We start from the raw sequence: 23,395 nt of genomic DNA on the forward strand, positions 1-23,395 counted from the left end.
CGACCGTTAAAAACCCGGCAAATAGCCCGTCACTTTCCGTTGGCTGATCGGGTACGGAGCCAGAAGCCATGGGTGCGCCTGTGGACTGAACAGCAGGTTGGGATATCATAGTTATTACCTCGCAAAATGAAGCAAGGATAGACAAGACTCAGGCATCAAAAAGAACCGTTTGAATTATTCGCAACGGGCAAAGCGCAAAAATCGTATAAAACAGGAAAAAGCCTGGGGATAGGACCTGGACTGCAAAATGAGTCAGCCGACGGGTCCCCTGATACAAGGTTTACACCTTAGACTCCTTGTAATGATCTATAGCAGTTCTCATTCTGCTGGAATTACTAATATCAACATATTCATATATGCCAGTATCTTCACCGAAAGGTTTCTCTCTTGCCTCACTCCTGGCGGCTTCTATTATCGGTTGACCAATCGCCTGTTGTGCCTGACCCACAGTATTGATGGTCACCAGCTCCTGCGGGTCATCGGCAGCGGATGACCTGCGATAACAATGACGATAGATGCATACACCTGCCAGCACAAAGGCAGAAGCCCCCAAGGCGATACCGGCTATTGCACCAGTACCCAGGGAACTCGCCAGCGGTGCCGCACTGGCAGGCAGCGCAATGGTACCCCCCGGCAGGTTGGTAACTTCCATGGTAGTGTTCGACGCCGTCGCCATCGTTTCTGTCACCGGTGAGGGTGTGGCCGTGACTATTGGCGGCGTAGGGCTGGAAGATACAGGGTTGCATAACTCCGCCCGCTCATCCGAGCCATCATCACAATCTTCAACGCTATCACATTCATAATAGGCAGGAAGACATTCGCCGCTATTACAAATAAACCGCCCTAAGTTGCTACATTCACCCTCTGTGCAGTTCTTTTCATCGGAGTCATCATCACACTCGAAATAACCATCGCATCGAGAGCTGTCAGAAAAACATTGCCGCCCGTTATCACAAATAAAACGCTTTAAGTTGTTACATTCCTCCTGTGTGCAGTTATATTCATCGGAGCCATCAGTACATTCCACCTCAGGATCTTCAGAACTTCCATCACATCGATATTTGTTACTAATGCATTGGCCGTTGTCACAGCGGAATTGATTAACAGCGCATGCCGCCTGAGGCTCTGTGGCTGGGGCGGAAGTTACAGTATGTGCAGACGTTGTATTCTCTTCTGGTGTTGCGACTTGTGCACCCACAGCGGTCAGGCCGGACAGGACACCCAGCGCCACGGCGGCTTTCGGTAGCGGGCCAGTCCGGACGGAGGCGATGGCTGGTGGGCTGGTCCGTTGTCGTACTTGTTGCGATGTCTTTTTTTTCCTTCCTTTGTCGTTTGTTGGGGAGCCATCCACCGGGCTGTCTGCCCGGCTTTGCTCTGGTAGCGAACCTTTCGTCGCCCCAAAAGCGCCCAAAAGATACTTGAGCCGGGTCGCTGCGGACAGGGTGACAATGCCCTCCAGCATCGTGCTGATCTCTGCTGGCAGCACAGTATAAGGCGACACCAGCCGGGCACCCAGCTCAACCCCTTGGAAAAAGCTACTGTCCTGCCCATCGGGGCTGCCAAAAGTGAAGATCGGACCTTCATCCGGTTGCGCCGACGGCTGCGTCCCGGGAGGAATATAACCGGGATGAAGCGACCGCAAAAACAGGATCGGAACGCGCCAAGGGGCGACCTTTAAAAACCCGGCAAATAGCCCGTCACTTTCCGTTGGCTGATCGGGTACGGAGCCAGAAGCCATGGGTGCGCCTGTGGACTGAACAGCAGGTTGGAATATCATAGTGATTACCTCGCAAAATAAGGCAAGGATAGACAAGACTCAGGCAGTTAAAAGAACCGTTTGAATTACTTACAACGGGGTTGCGTAAGAATCTTATAAAACAGGAAAAATGGGGTTCTACATTGGCAAAAAGGTTCGGTATGCATTCCCAAGGGGAGGGTGGGAGACTAGTACATGGTTTCAATGAGTTTGACGTGTACAATCTCCGCTCACCCTGAGCGGAGTCGAAGGGTGCCTGGTACGATCTATCAGAGTCCGGAGTTTCCGCCTTTAGGCCCTATGGGTCCTTCGATGCTTCGACAAGCTCAGCACTCAGGACGAACGGAGTGCGGAGGCACGACAATCCGCCAAACTCATTGAAACCACATACTAGACCGTTGACCAAAAAAGCCCGGACAAAACCGGGCTTATGTATGGTAATAGAAAGTGATTAAAACAGACGCCTCAAAACGCCGTTCAAACCCTTTCAAAAATGGTAGTGATACCCTGACCAAGACCAACACACATGGTTGCCAGCCCCAGGGTGCCGCCATTCTGTTTCATCACATTCAGCAGCGTTCCGGAAATTCGGGCACCGGAGCAGCCAAAGGGATGACCGAGCGCAATGGCACCACCATTGAGGTTAACCTTTTCCTCCATCTTATCCAGCACTTTAAGGTCTTTCAGGACGGGCAGTGCCTGGGCAGCAAACGCCTCATTCAGCTCGATATGATCAATATCATCAATGGTCAGGCCGATACGCTTGAGGGCTTTCTTACTGCTGGGAACCGGTCCATAACCCATAATGGAAGGGTCAACTCCGGCAACTGCCATGGCCCTGACCACCGCCATGGGCTGCAGACCAAGATCCTTGGCCCGCTGGGCAGACATCACGATCATACAGGAAGCGCCATCGGTAATCTGTGAAGATGTTCCTGCGGTCACTGTCCCCTTGGGGTTAAATGCAGGCTTAAGCTGTGACAGGGCTTCTACCGTTGTTTCCGGACGAATGGTTTCGTCCTGAGTGAAAAGACGAAGGTTGCCGTCTGCATCATGCCCCTGCATCGGGATAATTTCATCTTTGAAGTTACCCGCTTCGGTGGCAGCCCAGGCCCGCTGGTGTGACCGGGCACCAAATTCATCCTGTGCCTGGCGGCTGATGCCGTGCATACTGCCCAGCATTTCTGCGGTCAGGCCCATCATACCGGCAGCCTTGGCACCGTATTTGGACAACCTTGGATTCGGGTCAACCCCGTGCATCATGCCCACATGCCCCATGTGCTCGACACCACCGACCACAAAGACATCACCGTTATTGGTCTGAATTGCCTGAACGGCTGTCTGCAGGGCACTCATGGAGGATCCGCACAAACGGCTGACCGTCTGGCCTGCGGAAGTATTGGGAATGGGTGACATCAGCGATGCCATTCGGGCGATATTCCAACCCTGCTCCAGGGTCTGGTTGACGCAACCCCAGATGACATCTTCCACCTCAGCCGGGTTCAGTTCAGGATTGCGGTTAAGTACGCCGGTAATCAACTCGGCAGACAGGTTGTCAGCACGGACATTACGATACATGCCGCCCTTGGAACGACCCATGGGGGTACGCCCGTAGTCAACAATTACAGCATCTCTTGGATTCAGGCTCATGATATTCTCTCTTTTATAGTCCCTGAAAATGGTTCAATAACGTAAGACAGACCCATCAACCGTAGAAGGTCTTACCTTCACGAGCCATTTCCCGAAGTTTGTCAGTGGGCGCATACAGTGGGCTGATATGAGCGTACTTGTCGGCAAGCTCGACAAACTCCGCCACACCTATGGTGTCAATATACTTCAGGGCACCACCACGGAAGAGAGGGAAGCCAATACCCATAATCAGTGCCATATCCGCTTCAGCGACGGAATCAACAATGCCATCTTCCAGGGTACGAACGGTTTCCATGCACAGTGGGACCATCATGCGGGCGATGATTTCCTCATCGTCAAAAGGTTTTTGCTCAGCACACACCTCACTGAACAGGCCATAAACCGCCTCATCGACCACCTTCTTCGGCTTGCCTTTTTTATCCTGTTCGTACTTATAGAAACCGGCACCGTTTTTCTGGCCATAGCGCTGGTTTTCATACAACACATCAACAGCGGTTTTGAAGTCGCGCTTCATGCGATCCGGATACCCGTCAGTCATGACGCTTTGACCATGGTTACCGGTATCAATACCCACCACATCCATAAGATAGGCAGGGCCCATTGGCCAGCCAAAGCGCTCCATGACCTTATCCACCTGCTGGAAATCGGCACCATCACGGAGCAAGCCAGCGAAGCCACCAAAGTAGGGGAACAGGACACGGTTCACCATAAACCCAGGGCAGTCATTAACCACCACCGGCGTTTTACCCATCTTGCGGGCGTACTCAACCACGGTGGCTACGGTGGCATCACTGGTCTTCTCGCCACGGATAACCTCAACCAATGGCATCGCATGAACAGGGTTAAAGAAGTGCATGCCACAGAACTGTTCCGGACGTTTCAGGTCCCTGGCCAGTTCATTGATGGAAATAGTGGAGGTGTTGGACGTCAGAACAGCGTTCTCTGACACCTGGTTTTCTACGTCGGCCAGAACGGCTTTCTTGACCTTGGGATTTTCCACAACGGCTTCAACAACAACATCGACGCCCTCGAAATCACCATAGGACAGCGTAGGTACAATCTTATTCAGTACACTGCCCATTTTGCCGGCATCCATCCGCCCCCGGGAAACCCGCTTGGAGAGGAGTTTGGTGGCTTCGGAAAGACCAAGGTCCAGACCTTCCTGATTGATATCTTTCATCAGGATGGGCGTACCTTTCAGGGCAGACTGATAGGCGATACCACCACCCATAATGCCCGCACCCAACACCGCAGCCTTATTGGTTTCAGCGGCAATACTGGCGGACTCTTTGGCTTTTTTCTTAAGGAACTGATCGTTCAGGAACAGGCCAACCAGGGCATTACACACTGAAGACTTGGCCAGTTTAAGAAACCCTTTGGCTTCTACTTCAAGGGCCTTGTCACGGTCCATGAAGGCATGTTTCTGGATGGTTTTGACGGCCGCTATCGGTGCCAGCATGTGTGGCCCGGCCTGCTGTTTTACCACGGCAGATGAGGTTTCAAACACCATCATCGATTCAATCGGCGGCAGTTTCAGCTTGCCTTTCTTCTCCTGCTTTCTGGCCTGATAATCCAGTTCACCATCCAGGCAGCGACGCACCAGGGCTACCGCGGAATCTTTCAGCTTCTCAGGCGCAACCACTGCATCAACGGCTCCTGCTTTCAGCGCGGCATCGGGGCGATACTCTTTGCCACTGGCAATCCACTCAACGGCATTATCCGCACCAATCAACCTTGGCAACCTGACGGTACCACCCCAGCCCGGATAGATACCCAGCTTGACTTCCGGCAAGCCAACCTTGGCCGCTGTGGAAAGAACCCGGTAATCGGCACACAGGCAGATCTCAAAACCGCCTCCCAGGGCAATGCCATTCACGGCAGCGACTGTTGGTATGTCAAGATCTTCAAAACCGGAGAAGACCTTATTGACCGCCATCACTCCGGCCAATAATGTCTCATCATCCTGCTTGAAGGTCTGGGTGAATTCATTGATATCAGCACCAACGATAAATACATCCTTACCACTGGTGAGAATAAGGCCTTTAACCGTTTCGTCAGCACGGATGGCCTCCAGCGCAGCATCCAGATCCTCAATAGCAGAGTGACTGAACTTATTGACACTTTCGCCTTCGAGATTGAACTGCAGTTCGGCGATACCATCTTCCACAGGCAAAACCCTGAATGCCTTCCCCTGGTAGATCATGAACTTCTCCTTTCGGATTGAAGATAGACAGGCTAACCATACTGCGGCGACCAACCTTTCACAGGGCTGATGCGAGTGTTACATGAACTATGGCAGCTATCTGATTATTATTGCTTTACTTCCTGACTTGACCCTGGTCTTTACCAAGTGCATCCCAGCAAATTCATACGACTGTTTGAATTTAGTGCCTACCTTCTGTGAATTAGTATTTAAAGTCAAGCCTGAAACACCATGAAGATGCCACCTTTGTCACACAGTTACACAAGATTACTCATCCAGAAAATAGCCACTTCCGAATCCGGATCATGGCTGATGGAAAATTACCGGACAGACAGCTAATAAAACGATGAATAAAACCAGGATAGGCCTTACAATGGAAATGCCATGACTTTAGAAGCATTCATGCCCTCCATGAACTCCTCAATCCATCTTATTGATGATCCTGAGGAATCGCGACAGCGGTCTGGCCATCCAGATGTTACAGGGCGGATCACTTTTTGCATCTATTCAAGAAGGAAGACAGCTTATGAGCCTCTACAAGCATATTCTGGTTGCGATCGATTTGTCCGACGAAGCCGATGAGGTGCTCGAGAAAGCCAAATCCATTGCCGAAAAACACCAGGCGAGACTGACCATGGTTCATGTTGTCGAGCCACTCAGCGTTGCCTATGGCAGCGATATACCTCTCGACCTCACCACCTTGCAGGATGAAATCACCGAACAGGCAAGAGAACGCATCGCCCGCCTGGCCGATTCCATCCAGCTGAAGAAAGGTGAACAGCATGTGGTCTATGGCCGACCCGAGCGTGAGGTTCACCGGATTGCCGAAGAGTCAGACGTTGACCTGATTGTGGTTGGCAGCCACGGCCGTCATGGACTGGCACTGATTTTAGGTTCTACATCAACCAGCATCCTTCATGGTGCCGGTTGTGATGTACTGGCAGTGAGAGTCGGTAAAAACAGTTAATCCTGTTATCAAAAGAGCCACATTCAACATCTGTGGCTCTAGTGCAGCTAAGCGCTGTTACCCATACCGTTCGTCCTGAGCTTGTCGAAGGGCGGAAACTCCGGACTCTGATAGATCGTGCCAAGCACCCTTCGACTCCGCTCAGGGTGAACGTGGTGTACGGGTAATAACGCTTAGCTGCACTAGGAGTCTGACCGAGAATACCTACATATTATCCAACTCTTCCCACCGTTCCATTTTCTGTTCTATCAGCTCATTAAGCTCAGCCAGCCTGTTAAGCACAGTCTGGACTTCGGACTGATCTCCCTGATAAAAACTCGACTCAGCGGTTTGAGCTTCCAGCTGACCCAGCTCTTCTTCAAGTGCCTCAATCTCCTCCGGCAAAGCATCAAGCTCACGCTGCAGTTTGTAGCTGAGTTTCTTTTTCACCGGCTTGCTGGTGGCTTCAGGCTGACTGGGTGGCGCTTTCGCCTTTTCCTCTTTTTTCACCACCTGCGGTTCCGCTACCAGGCTGGAGATCGAACCGCCCTGGTGCAACCAGTCATCAAATCCACCCACATACTCACTGATATGACCACCTGGTTCAAACACCAGAGTACTCGATACCACATTATCCAGGAATGTCCGGTCGTGACTGACCAGCAGAATAGTGCCAGTGAAATCCACCAGCAAGGATTCCAGAAGCTCCAGAGTCTCAACATCAAGGTCGTTGGTAGGCTCGTCCATTACCAGCAAATTGGCGGGTTTACTGAACAAACGCGCAAGCAACAATCGGTTTCGCTCCCCACCGGAGAGCGCCTTGACCGGCACACGACAACGACCGGGTGGAAACAGGAAGTCTCCCAGGTAGCCAATCACATGTCGGCTTGAGCCATTAATTGTGATGCTCTCACGACCTTCAGCCACGTTATCAATCACGGTTTTTTCAAGGTCCAGCTGATTACGCAGCTGGTCAAAATAAGCCACCTCAAGCCTGGTCCCCATTTTGACAGACCCCGCTTCCGGCTTGAGATTGCCCAGAAGGATACTGAGCAGCGTTGACTTCCCTGCCCCGTTGGCACCAATCAAGCCAATCTTGTCACCGCGCATCAACCGGAGATTGAAGTCGTTGATGACGGTATGCTGATCAAACGACTGGGCAATATGCTTGGCCTCCAGCACCAGCTTGCCTGACGCTTCGCCCTGCTCCAGTCCAAAGCTGGCATTGCCCTGCACCTCACGGCGCTGACGACGCTCCTCCCGGAGTTTTTTCAGGTCCCGAACCCGCCCTTCGTTACGGGTACGGCGAGCTTTAATCCCCTGGCGAATCCACACCTCTTCCTGCGCCAGTTTTTTATCGAACAGGGCATTTTGCTCAGTCTCTACTTCAAGAGCATGAGCTTTACGCTCCAGGAAGGTTTTATAGTCACACTCCCAGCTGGTGAGCTGCCCGCGATCCAGCTCAATAATGCGGGTCGCCAGCGACTGGAGAAATGATCGGTCGTGGGTAATAAACAGCAAGGCTCCGGAGAAATCTTTCAGCTGTTTCTCAAGCCAGTCAATGGCAATAATATCAAGATGGTTCGTAGGCTCATCCAGCAACAGAAGATCAGGGTCGCCCACCAGCGCCCTGGCCAGTTCCACCCGCCGACGCCAGCCACCGGACAGTTCTTTCATCTGTTTTTCCGCCGGAAGCCCCAGCTTCTGAATAACCGTATCCACCTTCTGGCTGAGGCTCCAGCCATCCACGGACTCCAGCTGCTGCTGGACTTTCTCCAGTGCTTTCATATCCGCGTCAGTGCTGATATTCATGGATAGGGTGTGGTAACGACTGATCAGTTCACCAACCGCCTCAAGGCCTGAGGCGACCACATCATAAACTTTCTTTTCATCCTGGTCAGGAAGGTCCTGATTCAAAACCCCTACCTTCAGACCAGGCTTACGCCAGAGGGTGCCATCATCAGGCAGGATTGTGCCAGACACCAGCTTCATCAAGGTAGATTTGCCTGCGCCATTGCGGCCCAATAAGCAGACTCTCTCACCTTTTCGAATCTGAAACTCGGTATGATCCAGCAGGGGTTGGTCACCATAAGCCAGGCTGACCTTTTCGAATCTAAGTAACGGCATTATCCATCCAGGAGGTGAAGTCCTTTGCCAGCTATCCGCACCTGCAAAGGTTTAACAACCGAAAGTGTTGAAAAAAACAAACTAGAATAACGCCAACCACCGGCAATGGGTAGCATGTATCACTGTTTTTTCAGACAAATCGCGACAATCAAAGCCATCAACTGACAAAGCAATAACGGCACAAAAGCCAGCTGGTAGTCCTCAATGGACAAGGCACCCAGGCCATCATGCCCGAGCCCTTCCAGGATAAACCCGATAATCAGCTGCATAACCGGACCTGCCAGCAGCATGGAACCATTGGTAATCGCCAGCAGGACGCCAATCCGTTCCGGCGGACTGATGCTTTTCACCACAGAGAATGCCAGCATATAGCCAACACTGCTGATCCCTGCCATAAAGCAGATCATGGCCATAAGCATCATGGAACATGGGCAGAAGATCAGCAAACTGAACAACACAGGAGAAGCGATAGCGCAAACCACCATCACTTTACGCATTGACCCAACCAGGCAGGCCAGCCAGCCCAGCAGAGGAGCACCAATAGCGGCACCGACAAAAATCAAAGCAACCATATCAGCCACCGCTTCCTGCTCGCCGGGAAAACGCTCATAGAAGAAAGGGATCCCCCATAAACCAGCAAAACTGGTGATGACGGCAAACAGGCCAAAACCATACAAACAGCACAGGATTAAAGAAGCCCGATCAAATGGCGTCTTTTCGCTGGGGGCAGACTCAGCCCCCCCCCCACACGTCACATCATGCAACCTGGCATCACTGACGGAGACCGGCGGCGTACTTTGCACAAACACGGCAATCAGGGCAGCAAGTACAGCACCAAAAATGGCGGCGGCCTGCATGGCACCCTGCCACCCATAGGCTTCCATAAGATTTGGCAGTATCAGTGGGCCAAGCCCACCGCCGGCCAGACCAAACGCTTCAATAGCCCCCGCAAGGGTTGGAAAATAACGCTCGGGAAACCAGCGACTGGCCAGATTCATGCATACCACAATCACCGGGGAGGTCATCACGCCCATAAACGCCCGGGATGCACTGGCTGACAACAGGGTTTCAGAAACGCTGAACCAGTAACAGCCAATCGCCATAAATACACAGCAAACCACCAGCAATAGCCGGGCATTGCAATGATCTGCCAGGTAGCCTCCCGGAACCTGAAACAGCAGATAAAAGCAGAGGAAACTGCTGGTTAACCAGCCGATATCTGCCACATCAAGATCGAAAGCCGACATCAACTGAGGCACCATCACCGATGGTGCCCCCTGAAGCATGAATTGATACGAACAGAACAATGCTGCTATTGAGCAGATAATAATGCCTCTGAGGCTTATAGAACTTGTCGCCACCGTACTTACTCCCTAACTATCCCTAATACCCTTTCCCTATATAAAATGTCTTCAACATGGGGTCAGAGCAGGGTTAGATTAGATGACAATTAATAAGTTCATTAAAAAATCACCAGAGTAGACAGAAATTTAAAACTATTAACCATAAATGGCTTTAAGAGGCAGACTTAAAGCCCGAAAACAGGGGAAAAATAATATTTTCCACAATCAGAGCAAATGCTCTGGAATTCTGAAAGTAAACGGCTGTTCTTATGCGCAACAATAGTCTCTGAGGCTAAGGGATAATACGCTCAATGACCCTGCCCATTCCGGGAGCAAGAATATCCGCCTCCAGGACCAGAGCCATGCCGGTTTGGAAGGAAGGGCCAATCTTAGGGGTTCCGTCGCATAGTAAACCGGTCAGATAACCGACTATGGGCATATGACTGGCCAATAGTACTACACCGGAATCCGGGAGAGCGGCGAGCACTTTTGCCGGGTTACCATCAGGCTCCAGCTCGTCCAGCGTTGCAACCCTGAGCCCAAACGCCTCTGCCGCGACATGAGCCGTTTGCTGAGCCCGAAGATACGGGCTGGCAAGCACACAATCTACCCGCTGAGCAGCCAATAAAGCAACGGTATCCCTGACTTCACGGACACCCTGCTCAGTAAGCTCCCTTTCCTTATCCGAAGGGGCAGACCATGATGCCTGACCGTGGCGCATAATGATAAGTTTCATGATTTAATCATTATCCGATCCGTTCAGTTCTTTCTCATCATCGCCTGACGCTCTGTCTCCACCAGTGGCAGGCCAGTCTGAGAATGGATAGGGTTTTGTATCAGAGTTGTAGGTCAGGAACCCGGCAATCTGGTAAATGTACTGATTCACTCCGGCACTGAATTTTAACAGACGATCATTGGGTTCGCTCATAATAAACCCGTGAACCGCCTGAACAATAGCCATCAGCATCACCAGAAAAGCAGCAAGATAAGCCACGACGCCGAAAACCACCATAAAGACCAGCCTCAACCAACGAGACTCTGATTTAAGGTTATTAACCACTTTCTCATCCATCACGCTTCTCTCCATAGTCTGTTAAGCCCATATTCTCTAAAAAAGGTATTATTCAGCTACTGCGTGGACATAAACTCCACATCGGTTTTCTGCTCCCGCAGCATCATTCCCTTAACCAGCGCACCAATGGCATTGCCCTCAAAAATAATGCTGTACAAACCATCCACCAGAGGCATATAAACTCCCAGCTGATCGGCCTTTTGCTTTACCTGCTTCAGGGTGTTCACCCCTTCCGCCACCTGTCCCAGTTTCGCCTCAGCTTGATCAAGCGAACAGCCTTGCCCCAGGGCATAGCCAACCCGGAAATTTCGACTCAGGTCAGACGTGCAGGTAGCCACAAGATCACCCACCCCGGCCAGTCCCAGAAATGTCATGGGATTAGCGCCAAGCGTTACCGCAAAGCGACTCATCTCCGCAAGGCTCCGGGTAATCAGCATACTTTTGGTATTCTCACCCATGCCCAGTGCCGCTCCCATGCCAGAGACTATGGCATAAATATTCTTTAAAGCACCTGCCAATTCAACACCATAAACATCTGTGTTGGAGTAAACCCTGAAGTAATCACAGTGCAAGACCGACTGTATAATCTGGCAAAGGTCTTCATCGTCACTGGCAATCACCGTGGCTGTCAGAGCCTTGGCAATGATTTCACCGGCCAGGTTGGGTCCGCTCAAGACACCGATACGAGGATTTTCCAGCTCTTCCAGCAGAATCTGACTCATCAGATCAAAGGTAACGGGTTCGATACCTTTCGTGGTACTGATTACTATCTTGCCACACAGCAGTCCATTGGTTTTTTTGACCACCTCCCGGAAAGATTTGCTGGGAATAGCAATAAAAACGATATCAGCATCAGCGACCACCGCCGACAGATCCGTGCTTGCGCTAACGGAAGGATGAATCCTGAACTCGGGAAGATACCTGGCATTCACATGGTCATCATTAATACTCCTGACCTGCTCTGGATCTCTCATCCAGAGCTTCACCCTGTGGCCATTGGTGGCGGAGATATCAGCCAGAGCCGTACCAAAACTGCCGCCGCCAAGAACAGCGATTGTATACTCCCCGGTACCGTCATTTGCTGCGGTACCATGTGGCCTGTCTGTCATATAGTTAATCCTGTTTTATCCGCAAAAACTGCATCAACATCTCTTGAGGTCTGCGGTAAAAGCTTTATTTAATCACACCAGTAAAAAGTGTTGCACAGAAGATAGCTACCAGGAGGCTGTCCGAGAAACTGAATTTTTTTCGATTCAAGGTAAGCCTCCTCAATATTGTACGATTGTACAATGCTAGAAAACCATTCCTGACTGTATTACCTTTACTTCCCGTGTAGCAATGCAAGCCTTACGCCTTCACAGACTCTTTCGCCTTAGCCGGTACTTTGCCAAATAACGCCAGTGATGCAAAAGGCCTGACGCTGATCAGTTCTCTGGTAATAAAATGCTATGCCCCTTATCATTGGCCACTGTTTCAGTGGCTCAGTGTTGTCTTTTTGTTACAAAGAGCCCAACAGCACTATGACAGATAAAAAGCAATGGTATAGTTCATCACCGGAACGATAGTAATGCATTTTGCAAGACTGTCAGGATTTAGCGGGGTCATCGGCCCCTGATGTGAATGCCTTATCGGCAGGGAAGTAGACTCCCAGGGTGTCATCACTGGCCTGATACCATGCAGGTGCTGGACCTTCCAGGAACCAATAAACGAATGAAGCAACCATCGAAATCTGGCCTCAGACAAGAAGCCGTTAGCCAGCAAGAAGCTTTCAGCAAAGAAGATTTGTTACGCTGTTCACAGGGCGAGCTTTTTGGTGCTGGTAATGCTCAGCTACCGGCCCCTGATATGTTGATGCTTGACCGCATCGTTCGCATTTCTGAACAGGGCGGAGCCTATGGCAAAGGCGAGATCATCGCAGAACTGGATATCAATCCGGACCTCTGGTTCTTCTCCTGCCACTTCCCGGGAGACCCTGTCATGCCCGGCTGTCTCGGACTCGACGCCATGTGGCAGCTGGTTGGTTTCTACCTGGGCTGGATGGGCAACCCCGGCCGGGGACGCGCCCTTGGCAGTGGCGAGGTAAAATTTACCGGCCAGATTCTGCCTACCAGCAAAAAAGTAACATACCGTATTGATATTAAACGTATCATCGCACGCAAACTGGTTCTGGGCATTGCTGATGGATCAGTCAGTGTTGATGGCCGGGAAATTTACACCGCGGAAGGACTGCGGGTAGGTCTTTTCCAGAACACTGACGCTTTCTGATTCCCCTGTTCCCTCTTGCCCGCTGGACGGGAGGGAGTGCCGGGATCTGACTCTGGTTTTTTTCTGACTTAAACAGGCTATTCAGGTTGACATCAATGAAACGTGTTGTAGTTACAGGGATTGGCATCACATCCTGCCTGGGTATCACCCAGGATGAGGTAGCCGAGAGCCTTAAACTTGGGCGCTCCGGTATTCGCTTCAACGAAAGCTATAAGGAGCATGGTTTCCGCAGCCAGGTGTCCGGCACAGTAGACATCGATTTCGAACAGTTTATTGACCGCAAAACCCTGCGCTTCATGGGCAACGCCGCTGCCTATGCCTATATTGCCATGAAACAGGCCATTGACGATGCGGGTTTGACTGAAGACCTGGTTTCCAACCCCCGTACCGGACTGATTGCGGCTTCTGGCGGAGCTTCGTCAGAAAATATTGTCGACTCTGCAGACATTATGAGAGAAAAAGGTGTCAAGCGCGTCGGCCCCTACCGGGTTACCCGCACCATGGGCAGTACCGTCTCGGCCTGCCTGGCCACCCCGTTTAAAATCAAGGGCGTTAACTACTCAATCACCTCTGCCTGTGCCACCAGCGCGCATTGCATTGGCAATGCCATTGAACAGATCCAGCTGGGCAAGCAGGACATCGTCTTTGCCGGTGGTGGTGAAGAAGAGCACTGGACGCAAACCGGGCTGTTCGATGCCATGGGGGCACTGAGCACCAGGTACAATGACACCCCTGAGCAGGCTTCCCGCGCCTATGATGCTGACCGGGATGGCTTCGTTATCGCCGGTGGCGGCGGCATGATTGTGGTGGAAGAGCTGGAGCACGCCAAAGCCCGTGGTGCCAGAATTTACGCTGAAATCACCGGCTATGGTGCCACTTCCGATGGTTATGACATGGTAGCTCCGTCTGGTGAAGGCGCTGCACGCTGTATGCTCATGGCCATGGAAACCATTAACGCCCCTATTGATTACATCAATACTCACGGCACCAGCACCCCGGTTGGTGATGTGGCCGAGTTGAAAGCGCTTACTGAGGTATTTGGCGACCAGATGCCAGTGATCAGCTCCACCAAATCACTGTCCGGCCACTCTCTGGGTGCTGCTGGCGTTCAGGAAGCCATCTACTGCCTGCTGATGATGAAGCACAACTTCATCACCGCTTCTGCTAATGTCCAGAACCTGGATGAAGCGGCTAAAAATCTGCCCATCCTGACCGGTGAAGCCCGCGAACAAAAACTGAACCGGATTATGTCCAACAGCTTTGGCTTTGGTGGAACCAACGCCTGCCTGGTATTTGAACGTTACCAGTAATCATTTTTTCTCAGGGTTTTGCAACAGCCTCGGGACCCTGAGGATCTGGTTTCTATCCATATATAAAGTAGTTAAGCCAATCAATAGTACATGGTTTCAATGAGTTTGACGTGCACAATCTCCGTTCAGCCTGAGCGTCCTTCGGCTCCGCTCAGGATGTACGGACGAAGGGTGCTTGGCACGATCTATCAGAGTCTGGATTTTCCGCCTTTAGGCCCTATGGGTCCTTCGACAGGCTCAGGACGAACGGAGTGCGGAGGCACGACAACACGTCAAACTCATTGAAACCATGCACCAGTCACTAGATATCAGCCCTGATGATACGTCCGGGCAGCTTAATCCTGTTATATAATGACGGCCCGAACGGGTTCCCCCCGCGCTCCAACTCAAGCTCCAGACGCGTCTGGTATTCCTTGCTGCCGAACAACAGATCAACATGATAATTTTTCTGCCACTGCTGCCCGTCAAAAACAAACCGCAGCCAGGCCCATGGCCCAGAGTACTGTTGTTGCGCCAGCACCACTGAATCATTACTCAGAGTCACATTAATCTGTTCTTCTTCAGGACCCGGCCACTGTCGTTTTTGCCAGATCATGGGGCCGTGGCGATAAACAAAACGACCATTGCTGTCCCTGAGGGAAAATTCCGAAGCATGGTTACTCAAGGCAAGCATTCGCAAACGGTAATTAACCTGAAGCGTACCGTCAGGGTTAAACAGCTGCTGTTGCAAACGCTGGGCATGATTCATCTGCTGCAACAGCATCCCTTTAACCGGCAACTGCTGGCCTTTGACGGTTTTTAAATGCCAGACACCCGGTTGCCGCGCCGGTTGCGTCTGCAGAAATGGTTTCAGGATAGCCGCAAAGTCATCCAGCAGCCCACCGGGCTTAAAGAACGCAGTAAAGTCGTTGAGCTGAATATCGTTGCCCGCGTCTGTCACCAACGGAAAACGAGAATACAGATGCTGGCTCCAGAAAGGATAGATCTCCTGTTGCCACCGCCTTTGGCAATAACGGGCAGCACCAGCAATGGCACGGCTCCAGACCTCTCCCGCCAGCTGGTTGAGCCATTGACCGGCCCGGGTATCATCACTGTCGGCCTGATGCCAGAGACTCTGCAGAATATTCTGCTTATTGCCCATCACCGTTGCTGCCAGCTGATACAGGGCAAAATCCGGATCAAAATGCCCGTTAATGTCCTGCAGCTCCTGCAAAAGCTGGTCCAGAACCGGGGTGAGCCGACTTTGCAGGTCCGCTGCATAGCCGGTGTATTCGGCAAAGGCCTGGTTGACAATGGCTGGATTATCCGGGGACACTTTTCCCACTTGCCCGGCTGGCAGCAATCGGGCAGCCTGATTCAGGATACGGTTGGCTTTAATAGCCGCAGGCGGTACTGCTCCGGGCTGCTGACCCAGAACCTTTGCACTGGCGGCTGGTGACTCTTCGGCCAGTGATGTCTCACTGGTGATCATATTGACCAGAGCCTGCAGTGCCGCGCCCCCTCTGGTCAGCAGTTTGGTTTGCTGCTCAATCTGGTCAAGGCTGATGGCCGGTTGCAACCGGATACGATGGATAAGATTATCCCAGGTGCGGATATAATCCTGAAAATAAAACTCCCGAACCCGTCGACTGATCCGCGACAGCTCAATGGCTGATATTTCTGATTCACCTTTCTGAATCCGGTTCAGGCTGATGATTTCCCGTTTCAACATCGGAGAGCTTGCCGAGAGATCCAGACGGCTATAAAGATTCCTGGTATAGAACCTGGGAATCCTGGTATTGCCACTGTCGTCTTCAGCCGTAAACAGAGTGCCGAACTCATTACCAAACAGATCCCGGGTATCCAGTGTACCGCTGAATTGTGGCAACCGGCGAAGATGGTCGTATACCAGCCGCTCCGGAGGCTTGGTTGACAATGCTTCACGGGCCCGCTCTATCAAAGCCTGATCCGGGAGAATACTTGCTGTTATCCTGTCACCCTCAAGGTGCCAGATATCCGTCAGCAGACTATCAAGCTGCCTGCCTGCCTCACCCTCCGGATCGTGCAGCAGCAATTTCCGGATATGACGGTGCAACAGCTCGATATTGCGGACTTTCGGATCAAGCAACATCAGGTAATATTGCAGGTCATCAAACAGTCCTTTGCTGTGCCGGCTCAACGCTTTGTGCAAACGGTCATGGAGATGCCGGGCCAGGGGTGATAACAGATAGTGTCGCAGCTGCTGCTGGTAAAAAACCTGGATATCATTCGCTGTCTCCCAATCCAGAAGTCCTCCATAATACATCCACCGGGAAGACTGCCGGTACATACGGTGCAATAACTGAAGACCATCCAGCAGTTGCAGCACATCACTGACAGGGATGGTATCCCCGGGAGCCTTCGGCTGGTTTGGAGCCTTCAGCTGGTTGAGAGCCTTCAGCTGGTTGAGAGCCTTCGGCTGATTCAAGGACACCATCAGCTGTTCCATGGAGTACCGGTAATCCCTGATGATCATTTTCTGCTGCGCCAGCAGCTGTTCATTGTATTCTATCTGTGACCAGCAGAAGCTCAGCCCGACAGCCAGAATGGCAACAAGAGCCCCTGACACCAGATAGATACGGGCCAGCCAAAACTTTCTGGCCATGGAATCTTCCCTGACATTCCCCATATCATTAAACAGAATTCTATTGAAAAACTGCTGACTGAAATAGCTCTGGTTGCCAGGGATCTGGGGCTGCACAGGCTGGGCCCGGAAACCGTGCAACCGGGCAATCTCCCTAGCCAGCAGGTTGATCGTACTGCCATGCTGACCACAGGAGCTGAACCAGACACCTTTCAGCTGTAGTGTTGAGACACCATAACGGGGCAGAAAAATCTCATCACAGAAAAAATGCAGGCGTTCACCCAGCAGGCTGAACTGCAGAACATAACGGACCTGTGCCTGACGGGCATTACTGTCTTTTTCCGGGTGGAGACAATCAAACAATTTATCAGACAGCTCGGTGTGGCACAGGTCAAAAGCCTCACGAAACTGTTCAGGATGGTAACCTTCCTTCAGGTAAAACCCAAAAGGCAACATCTGCCGTTGACTGCTCATACGACGGATCAGCTCCATAAAACCATTCAGCCGATCCGCCTGGGTCAGCAAAATCCAGACAGGGAGGGTATTGGCAAAACGCTGGTTAATGTACAGTAACCGCCACCGCAACTGCCGGGCCTGTTCCAGAAGGCCATTGGGATCACGCAGAAGCAACTGTTCTGTAGAGAGCGCAGCAAGAATGCCATTAAGGGGCCTTCTCGGACGTTTCTTGCGGACTAGCACCAGCAGGTGATCAAGGAGAAATTCGTCCAGCTGTTCTTTATCACGGGTATAGTACTGCCCTACCAGTTCAACGATAACCGCATGCTCACTCAGCCAGAATACGATACTGGACACCCGGTTTGGGGAAGCCGTGGCCACCTTTTCAAAACCGGCATTAATTAACCAGCTGGATTTACCGGAACCTGCAGTACCAATCATCACCAGCCAGGCCAGGGTGTAGGGCGTTTTGCCATGGCGACTGTTCAGAATTTTCCAGAGCTGGTTCCAGTCATACATTAACTGTTGTTTATATTGCGCCTTATTCTGTTCTGAAACGCCGCTTGCAGAACTGTCATCAGAGCTTGTTTCGAAAGCATGCCCGGTGGTGCCACGAGCTTTCTGGCGACGCAACACTACCCATAGGATCAGACAGCAGGCCAGCACAATAATTAACGACAGCACCCACTGCCAGACAGCGGTAAGCCAGCTTAACCACTCACCGCTGACCAGGGGGGCAAACCAGACCATTGACAGCAATAATACCGACAGCGATGCGACAATAATGATCGGATTAGTCATGACGTCATATAAAAAAGTATCAGGTCTTCTTATCAGGGCCTGCCACTGTGATCCCGGAAGATTCGGAGGGATTGCGTAAAATAGACAGCTGCACAGGTGTTGCCTGCCCCTGCTGCAATTGCAACTCAGACAGCCCGGTATAAGTGTGATTGATATACTGTATACAGAAATGGGTAACCGCCCCCGACAGCATCAGGATTGCGATAACCATTGGCAGATATTGCCGGACTCTGATCACCTTCAGCGGTCGCCAGGGTGCGCTGAGAATGGCCATGGTCTGATGCTCTCGGGGTTTCTGGTGCTCGCGGATTTCCGTGAATATGTTATCAGCAAGCTTTGCCAGCTCATGTTTATCGGTGTGCTGATAACGGCCGCAAAATCCCAGTCGCAGGAGCAGATAAAGCAGTTCAATAAAGTCAATCATTTTGGGGACATTCTGCCGCGCCTGTTCCAGCAGGACAAAAAATACTTCACCGGCATTGCGCTGCTGAAAAAGCTGCGCCACCAGGGCATGATTTTCCCAGCAGCCCGACTGCCCCCAGCCGGTATTCATTATTTCCTCATCAACGGCGGCACAGAGCGCATAACAGGTTTTCTCCATCATTCTGGGGGGGTATCCGGCTTGCAACCCACGGTTATGAAGTTCGTTAACACTTCTGACCAGATACTGGTGCAGCTCAGGCAGATTACTGACTTCCTGCTGCTGTGACAGCGTGCTGAGAATAGCCAGCAGTTCTGCCGACAGGTTGATAAGCGTATTGCTGCTGATATTGAAATTACCGAACAGGCCACTCTCGTCACGAAGCTCAGCACCAGAGCCATCCTGCGGGGCTGCCTGTTGAGTTTCTGCGATAGTTAATCCTCTATCCGCTACTAACTCATTCCCAACAGCCTGAAACCCAATACTGGACGATGTCATACTATTACCTGACTACAAAACAGTTGATAACGGTGTCTTCCGGCATCTGCTCATCCACATGAAGGGCCAGCAGGTCATGGGTTCGCACCATCTCCTGCCACAGTTCATTATCAGTGTCGATCTCGAAATAGACCGTGTTAACCTTTGCCCTCAGCTCAATGGGCGGCCCCGCCATGGCGGTGATGGGTACTGCGGTCAGTGCATTGCGAACCCGTTCAGCAATACGGTTATGACCACAGAGTTTGGCCGAATTGATAAATACCGTGCGGGTAAGGGACTGATTCAGGCTGGAGGCTACAGAAAGAATAAACCGGCCGTCGTTAAACAGGGTTCGGTCATCAATCCTGGTACGCAGTAAACGACGGAGTTGAAACAGCCGGGTATCCCAGACAAGCTCAACCACCTTGTCCTTACTGGCCTGACGCAGATTGAGCAGCAAACTGGACAGCACAGGCGCAAAGCACCCATAAATATCCAGCTCATTAAAATCGGGAAATTCTGGTGCCAGTGTCGTGTTAAAGGTGGCCAGATCCGCAGCCATAATGGCCAACATCCGGTAAAGCTCGCAGGCTGAGATACCTGACTGTTTTTCCACCAGTTTGAGCCAGGCACCATGTCGATTCAGTGCCTGCAGCCAGAGATACTCAATCTGCAGGGTCTGAAAGCTTTTCTGCTGCCCTTCTACCCCGACCTGGGTGGCAATAAATGACGCCCGTTGTCTGACCATGGCGCGAAGGTTCTGGACCTGTTCAAGCAAGTAGCGGGAGGCGCGGTAATCAAGACAGCGGGGAATAAAGGTACTGTCCAGGACCACTTCACCATCGGGATGAAATTCCTGAATATGGGCCATCGCCAGAGTGGAATAGTCATCCCGGGCCTCACCCTCAGCCATAAGGCAGGGATTCAAACGCGACAGTTCCAGCTGCACCGGTTCATTTTTGCGATCAGTACCATCATAAACACTGTGAGCCGAACTGATATATCGAACTGCTCTCGTCTTTTTCTCTTCCGGTGCCGTGTTAACACAACCGGGCTTATTCAGGGGAATGGCCAGATAGACCGTCCTGCCACAATGGCTGCTGTCCAGATCCATGGACAGTGAGACCGTCAGTTGAAAAGGCGTTCCATCGGGAAACAGGCCGCTGGCTTCACGAATAAACAGTTTGCCAGCCCGGAGTTGTTCACTGTCAATACCCAGGGAGGTAAAGCCAGCCTTGCCCGGCGCATAAATATTAAACAACTGCCGGTTATACCATTCCAGGTAGCGCTCCTGTTGCTGGAAATGCTGGGGGCTGAGAAACATCCCCTCAAGCCAGACGGCTCTGTCAACGCTATGATCCATGGGGTAGCCTGCCAACAAGACGAAGATGGTTACCGTTGATCTGTAATACCATCGAATTCTGACTGGCAGGAACAATGGATTCCAGCACCCACCAGATAGCTGACTGATAACTGGCAAACTCGGCAAAAATAGCGATAAACCGTGTTGTCCTGTCCAGCTGCAAGGTCAGCTGGCTGCCGGTATCCGGCCATACCGTGGGCAACCGGTGTTTCTTGACCAGCGTCCCCTGGAGAATGGCCACATCCTGCAGGTAGATATCCAGGAAGTCAGCATTGGCAAATAGTTCGGCACTTTGCAGTTCATACATGCGCAGCTGTAAAGGTGCCGCATCAACCTGCTGACCGCTGTTCATACCGGTGCCGTTATTGCTATCACTGTCTGCCACGATCTCCAGCGATAGCATGGTCTCAGGCTCTGGCCGAACTTCGCTGCCAGAACAGCCAGTTAATACCAGGGCCAGCAGGAGAAGAAATGAGCCTGAAATAGCATACATTGAATCAAGTCCTACCGGTTCACCGCCTCTTTCAGCCGCTGAAGAAACAGCGCCTGATAATGTCTGCCATGCATCAGGCAGCGATAGAAATTCTGATACTGTTGCCAGAAGTCGGCACAGGCTGTTTCTGATGTTTCTTTTGCACTCCCGGAAGCTGGCTCCTGCCGGTAATTCATCGGAGATAACAGCTGCTCGAGGTTATCCGGACAGAAGTCAGCCATCATTAAATCAACCGCCACCAATATGGCATCCAGCACTGCCGGCTGTTGCATAAGTTCCAAGAGTTGCCATGCTTCTGCCTGCGACAGTTCAGGCTGATGCGGTTCGGATGGCTCAGCTCCCGTTAAATTGGGGGGATCCTGTTCAATGGCTTCCGCCTGCGGCACCGGTAGCATTCTGAGATTCCGGTTTATGCTCCACTCACTCTCTTCATCATCACTGGCCAGAACATCAATAAGCGGCACTGGATGACAGCTGATCGGGGCTGTGTCAGCCGTATCAACGACGAAGTCGGAAAACGGTGATTCAATTTGCAGCTCTGGGCCATCAGGTCCGATAGATAGCGAAGATTCCTGTCGTTGTGCCTCGGGTGGTAAAAACGGATCATCAAGATGCTCTGTCCGGGAAGCTTCTTCAACGGACATAGTGTCTTCCGCGGGCAAAGGGCCCTCAAAATCCCAACTCTGAGGGGAAGACTCCAGCCCGTTATTCTCAAGCGCCAGATCCGTTTGCTCAGTGGCCAGGGATGCCATGCCGTCCCTCTGCCAGGGAGAAAAATCACTGGCCATCAGACAGTAATTGCCACAGTAGATCATATCGCCATCGCTCAACAAATAATGCCTGCTCTGCCTGGGCTGTATCGGTGTGGTATTCACCATCAGCTCACCGGATGACATATTTTCCAGGTACCATTGATTATCATCCCGGAAGATACGGATGTGACACTCAGCGATGGATTGCTGGCGATCAGGCAGAATAATCTGACAACGGTGACCCCGGCCAATCAGCACTTCACCATCAATAACATAAGACAGTGAACCAAGGGTCTCCCCTGCGGGGATACTGAGAACCATAAGTTGCATAAGCGATCTGATATGGTCGTTTGACAATCAAGTGTAGTTGCCTTGGTTTATTTCGCACGACGATTAACAGCCATATTTCGGTAGCCATTTGAAAAGAGGTCTGTTTCCCGGGGTGGGAACCGGACAATATCCAGCGCCATCAAGGTGCTCACCCCCCAATCAAAACCGTTGGCCAGCCCAAAATTACCGTTCCCCCATGAGCCGTGGTATCCCCCATACGTACCGCAGGCCGACCATTAATCAATACCGTCAAACTGCCTTTTACTATGCTATCTGGCGGACCTGCACAGATACATGGCTGCCCCAGGGTCGCAGCTGGCAGGCCGCCAATCAGTACCGTTGAGGGCAGTGGCAGAATTGGCCCGCCCACATGGGGAACAGGCACGACTGCAGGCGTCTGCATCGGACAGATATGCATATCCCCGGCCCTTGCTGCTGGCCCCATAATTACCTCCCCTTGCCGCCATCGGCAATATCAATACCCATGGCAATAAACTGCCGGTAACGTTTATTACCTTTCCGGCCATCGGGCAGCACTGCTGCCAGGCAGATAGCCCCGGCCACCGCATGGGCATAAAGCCAGGGCGGAGCGGGACTTTGTGGCCCGTTCACCGGGGTCAGGCTGCCGCCACTCCAGAACACACCCTGGGCCAGCCAGCCACAGGCATTATCCAACCCGGCCTGTTGCGCCATGATGTCTGCCAGACGACGATGAGTTTCTATCGGTTCCTGAAGCCATCGCCTGACCACATCGAGTGCCTTCTGCTCCGTTTCCGATAGCGGGATACCGGCCTTTTCAATGCATAAATATCCCCACCAGATACACTCAACGGCCAGCAGACTGTGGCTCAGAAAGATGACCAGTTCCTGATGCATTGTTTCCCCGGCCAGACGATTGATAAACGCCACCGGTGTCAGGGAAGGATCTACCCATTTCTGAAAAGCACGATCCTGTTCATAGCGCTGTAGAATGTCTGTGGCCAGGGGTTGAGGGATTTTTTTCAGGCTCGGTTTGGTCACTAACATAG

The 23,395-nt window shown here is 51.8% G+C and carries 18 protein-coding genes; 3 read left to right on the top strand and 15 right to left on the bottom strand.

All coding sequences use genetic code 11. The features are described from left to right. Window positions 1-280: 280 nt before the first annotated feature. The 3 genes from ACO6UY_RS15895 to fadB all read right to left on the bottom strand — a co-directional run bounded on the left by ACO6UY_RS15895 (window position 281) and on the right by fadB (window position 5,609). A complete protein-coding gene (locus ACO6UY_RS15895) occupies window positions 281-1,738 on the bottom strand; it encodes an LDL receptor domain-containing protein (RefSeq protein WP_422459723.1) in 1,458 nt (485 codons plus the stop codon). Window positions 1,739-2,233: 495 nt separating this feature from the next. Then, window positions 2,234-3,406 (bottom strand): acetyl-CoA C-acyltransferase FadA, encoded by a 1,173-nt coding sequence (fadA, locus tag ACO6UY_RS15900; RefSeq protein ID WP_422448042.1) that lies wholly within the window; start codon window positions 3,404-3,406, stop codon window positions 2,234-2,236. A 55-nt stretch (window positions 3,407-3,461) separates the two neighbouring features. Beyond that, window positions 3,462-5,609 carry a fatty acid oxidation complex subunit alpha FadB gene (gene fadB, locus ACO6UY_RS15905; RefSeq protein WP_422448044.1) on the bottom strand — a complete coding sequence of 716 codons (2,148 nt, stop codon included), beginning with the start codon at window positions 5,607-5,609 and terminating at the stop codon, window positions 3,462-3,464. 526 nt (window positions 5,610-6,135) lie between these two features. On the opposite strand from fadB, the gene ACO6UY_RS15910 reads away from it, so the two are divergent. Next, window positions 6,136-6,576, top strand: coding sequence for a universal stress protein (locus tag ACO6UY_RS15910; protein ID WP_269674173.1), 441 nt, complete (start codon window positions 6,136-6,138; stop codon window positions 6,574-6,576). A 204-nt stretch (window positions 6,577-6,780) separates the two neighbouring features. On the opposite strand, the gene ACO6UY_RS15915 is transcribed toward ACO6UY_RS15910, so the two are convergent. The 5 genes from ACO6UY_RS15915 to ACO6UY_RS15935 all read right to left on the bottom strand — a co-directional run bounded on the left by ACO6UY_RS15915 (window position 6,781) and on the right by ACO6UY_RS15935 (window position 12,206). After that, window positions 6,781-8,682, bottom strand: a complete 1,902-nt coding sequence (locus ACO6UY_RS15915; protein WP_422467248.1) for an ATP-binding cassette domain-containing protein — start codon at window positions 8,680-8,682, stop codon at window positions 6,781-6,783. Window positions 8,683-8,801: 119 nt separating this feature from the next. Further along, window positions 8,802-10,043, bottom strand: coding sequence for an MFS transporter (locus ACO6UY_RS15920; protein ID WP_422467250.1), 1,242 nt, complete (start codon window positions 10,041-10,043; stop codon window positions 8,802-8,804). Window positions 10,044-10,317: 274 nt separating this feature from the next. After that, entirely contained in the window at window positions 10,318-10,761 is a 444-nt protein-coding gene (gene sixA / locus ACO6UY_RS15925; RefSeq protein ID WP_422490561.1) for a phosphohistidine phosphatase SixA, read from the bottom strand. A 3-nt stretch (window positions 10,762-10,764) separates the two neighbouring features. Next, entirely contained in the window at window positions 10,765-11,112 is a 348-nt protein-coding gene (locus ACO6UY_RS15930; protein ID WP_422490563.1) for a DUF4389 domain-containing protein, read from the bottom strand. 41 nt (window positions 11,113-11,153) lie between these two features. Further along, the gene (locus ACO6UY_RS15935) at window positions 11,154-12,206 is read right to left on the bottom strand and encodes an NAD(P)H-dependent glycerol-3-phosphate dehydrogenase (RefSeq protein ID WP_422490565.1); all 1,053 of its coding nucleotides are present in this window, start codon (window positions 12,204-12,206) and stop codon (window positions 11,154-11,156) included. 601 nt (window positions 12,207-12,807) lie between these two features. Between ACO6UY_RS15935 and fabA the strand changes: the two genes are divergently transcribed. Together fabA and fabB are read left to right on the top strand one after the other, a co-directional pair. Further along, on the top strand, window positions 12,808-13,362 hold the full coding sequence (fabA, locus tag ACO6UY_RS15940; protein WP_209201228.1) for a 3-hydroxyacyl-[acyl-carrier-protein] dehydratase FabA: 555 nt from the start codon (window positions 12,808-12,810) through the stop codon (window positions 13,360-13,362). A 95-nt stretch (window positions 13,363-13,457) separates the two neighbouring features. Further along, window positions 13,458-14,672 (top strand): beta-ketoacyl-ACP synthase I, encoded by a 1,215-nt coding sequence (gene fabB / locus ACO6UY_RS15945; RefSeq protein ID WP_422490566.1) that lies wholly within the window; start codon window positions 13,458-13,460, stop codon window positions 14,670-14,672. A gap of 301 nt (window positions 14,673-14,973) precedes the next feature. Here fabB and ACO6UY_RS15950 read toward each other — a convergent pair whose 3' ends face one another. The 7 genes from ACO6UY_RS15950 to ACO6UY_RS15980 all read right to left on the bottom strand — a co-directional run bounded on the left by ACO6UY_RS15950 (window position 14,974) and on the right by ACO6UY_RS15980 (window position 23,387). Continuing rightward, window positions 14,974-18,531: a type VI secretion protein IcmF/TssM N-terminal domain-containing protein gene (locus ACO6UY_RS15950; protein WP_422490568.1), complete on the bottom strand. Its 3,558-nt coding sequence runs from the start codon at window positions 18,529-18,531 to the stop codon at window positions 14,974-14,976. Window positions 18,532-18,550: 19 nt separating this feature from the next. Next, window positions 18,551-19,450, bottom strand: coding sequence for a type IVB secretion system protein IcmH/DotU (gene icmH, locus ACO6UY_RS15955; RefSeq protein WP_422448061.1), 900 nt, complete (start codon window positions 19,448-19,450; stop codon window positions 18,551-18,553). A 4-nt stretch (window positions 19,451-19,454) separates the two neighbouring features. Then, window positions 19,455-20,792: a type VI secretion system baseplate subunit TssK gene (gene tssK, locus ACO6UY_RS15960; protein ID WP_422448063.1), complete on the bottom strand. Its 1,338-nt coding sequence runs from the start codon at window positions 20,790-20,792 to the stop codon at window positions 19,455-19,457. Further along, the gene (gene tssJ, locus ACO6UY_RS15965) at window positions 20,782-21,285 is read right to left on the bottom strand and encodes a type VI secretion system lipoprotein TssJ (RefSeq protein WP_422448065.1); all 504 of its coding nucleotides are present in this window, start codon (window positions 21,283-21,285) and stop codon (window positions 20,782-20,784) included. The genes tssK and tssJ overlap by 11 nt, the downstream gene beginning before the upstream one ends. A gap of 11 nt (window positions 21,286-21,296) precedes the next feature. After that, window positions 21,297-22,367: an FHA domain-containing protein gene (locus tag ACO6UY_RS15970; RefSeq protein ID WP_422467254.1), complete on the bottom strand. Its 1,071-nt coding sequence runs from the start codon at window positions 22,365-22,367 to the stop codon at window positions 21,297-21,299. Window positions 22,368-22,515: 148 nt separating this feature from the next. Continuing rightward, window positions 22,516-22,812 carry a PAAR domain-containing protein gene (locus ACO6UY_RS15975; RefSeq protein ID WP_422467256.1) on the bottom strand — a complete coding sequence of 99 codons (297 nt, stop codon included), beginning with the start codon at window positions 22,810-22,812 and terminating at the stop codon, window positions 22,516-22,518. A 2-nt stretch (window positions 22,813-22,814) separates the two neighbouring features. Beyond that, window positions 22,815-23,387 carry a DUF6931 family protein gene (locus ACO6UY_RS15980; RefSeq protein WP_422490570.1) on the bottom strand — a complete coding sequence of 191 codons (573 nt, stop codon included), beginning with the start codon at window positions 23,385-23,387 and terminating at the stop codon, window positions 22,815-22,817. Between the last annotated feature and the right edge of the window lie 8 nt (window positions 23,388-23,395).

The organism is Endozoicomonas sp. ALE010 (assembly GCF_049310165.1).
In the GTDB taxonomy this organism is placed as follows: domain Bacteria; phylum Pseudomonadota; class Gammaproteobacteria; order Pseudomonadales; family Endozoicomonadaceae; genus Endozoicomonas.

Bases quoted from the DNA above. Each gene is read 5' to 3' on its own strand.
- ACO6UY_RS15935 (WP_422490565.1), bottom strand. From the start codon at position 12,206: ATGACAGACAGGCCACATGGTACCGCAGCAAATGACGGTACCGGGGAG.
- tssJ (WP_422448065.1), bottom strand. From the start codon at position 21,285: ATGTATGCTATTTCAGGCTCATTTCTTCTCCTGCTGGCCCTGGTATTA.
- ACO6UY_RS15950 (WP_422490568.1), bottom strand. From the start codon at position 18,531: ATGACTAATCCGATCATTATTGTCGCATCGCTGTCGGTATTATTGCTG.
- sixA (WP_422490561.1), bottom strand. From the start codon at position 10,761: ATGAAACTTATCATTATGCGCCACGGTCAGGCATCATGGTCTGCCCCT.
- fabB (WP_422490566.1), top strand. From the start codon at position 13,458: ATGAAACGTGTTGTAGTTACAGGGATTGGCATCACATCCTGCCTGGGT.
- tssK (WP_422448063.1), bottom strand. From the start codon at position 20,792: ATGGATCATAGCGTTGACAGAGCCGTCTGGCTTGAGGGGATGTTTCTC.
- ACO6UY_RS15915 (WP_422467248.1), bottom strand. From the start codon at position 8,682: ATGCCGTTACTTAGATTCGAAAAGGTCAGCCTGGCTTATGGTGACCAA.
- fadA (WP_422448042.1), bottom strand. From the start codon at position 3,406: ATGAGCCTGAATCCAAGAGATGCTGTAATTGTTGACTACGGGCGTACC.
- fadB (WP_422448044.1), bottom strand. From the start codon at position 5,609: ATGATCTACCAGGGGAAGGCATTCAGGGTTTTGCCTGTGGAAGATGGT.
- ACO6UY_RS15895 (WP_422459723.1), bottom strand. From the start codon at position 1,738: ATGGCTTCTGGCTCCGTACCCGATCAGCCAACGGAAAGTGACGGGCTA.
- ACO6UY_RS15970 (WP_422467254.1), bottom strand. From the start codon at position 22,367: ATGCAACTTATGGTTCTCAGTATCCCCGCAGGGGAGACCCTTGGTTCA.
- ACO6UY_RS15975 (WP_422467256.1), bottom strand. From the start codon at position 22,812: ATGGGGCCAGCAGCAAGGGCCGGGGATATGCATATCTGTCCGATGCAG.
- ACO6UY_RS15910 (WP_269674173.1), top strand. From the start codon at position 6,136: ATGAGCCTCTACAAGCATATTCTGGTTGCGATCGATTTGTCCGACGAA.
- fabA (WP_209201228.1), top strand. From the start codon at position 12,808: ATGAAGCAACCATCGAAATCTGGCCTCAGACAAGAAGCCGTTAGCCAG.
- ACO6UY_RS15930 (WP_422490563.1), bottom strand. From the start codon at position 11,112: ATGGAGAGAAGCGTGATGGATGAGAAAGTGGTTAATAACCTTAAATCA.
- icmH (WP_422448061.1), bottom strand. From the start codon at position 19,450: ATGACATCGTCCAGTATTGGGTTTCAGGCTGTTGGGAATGAGTTAGTA.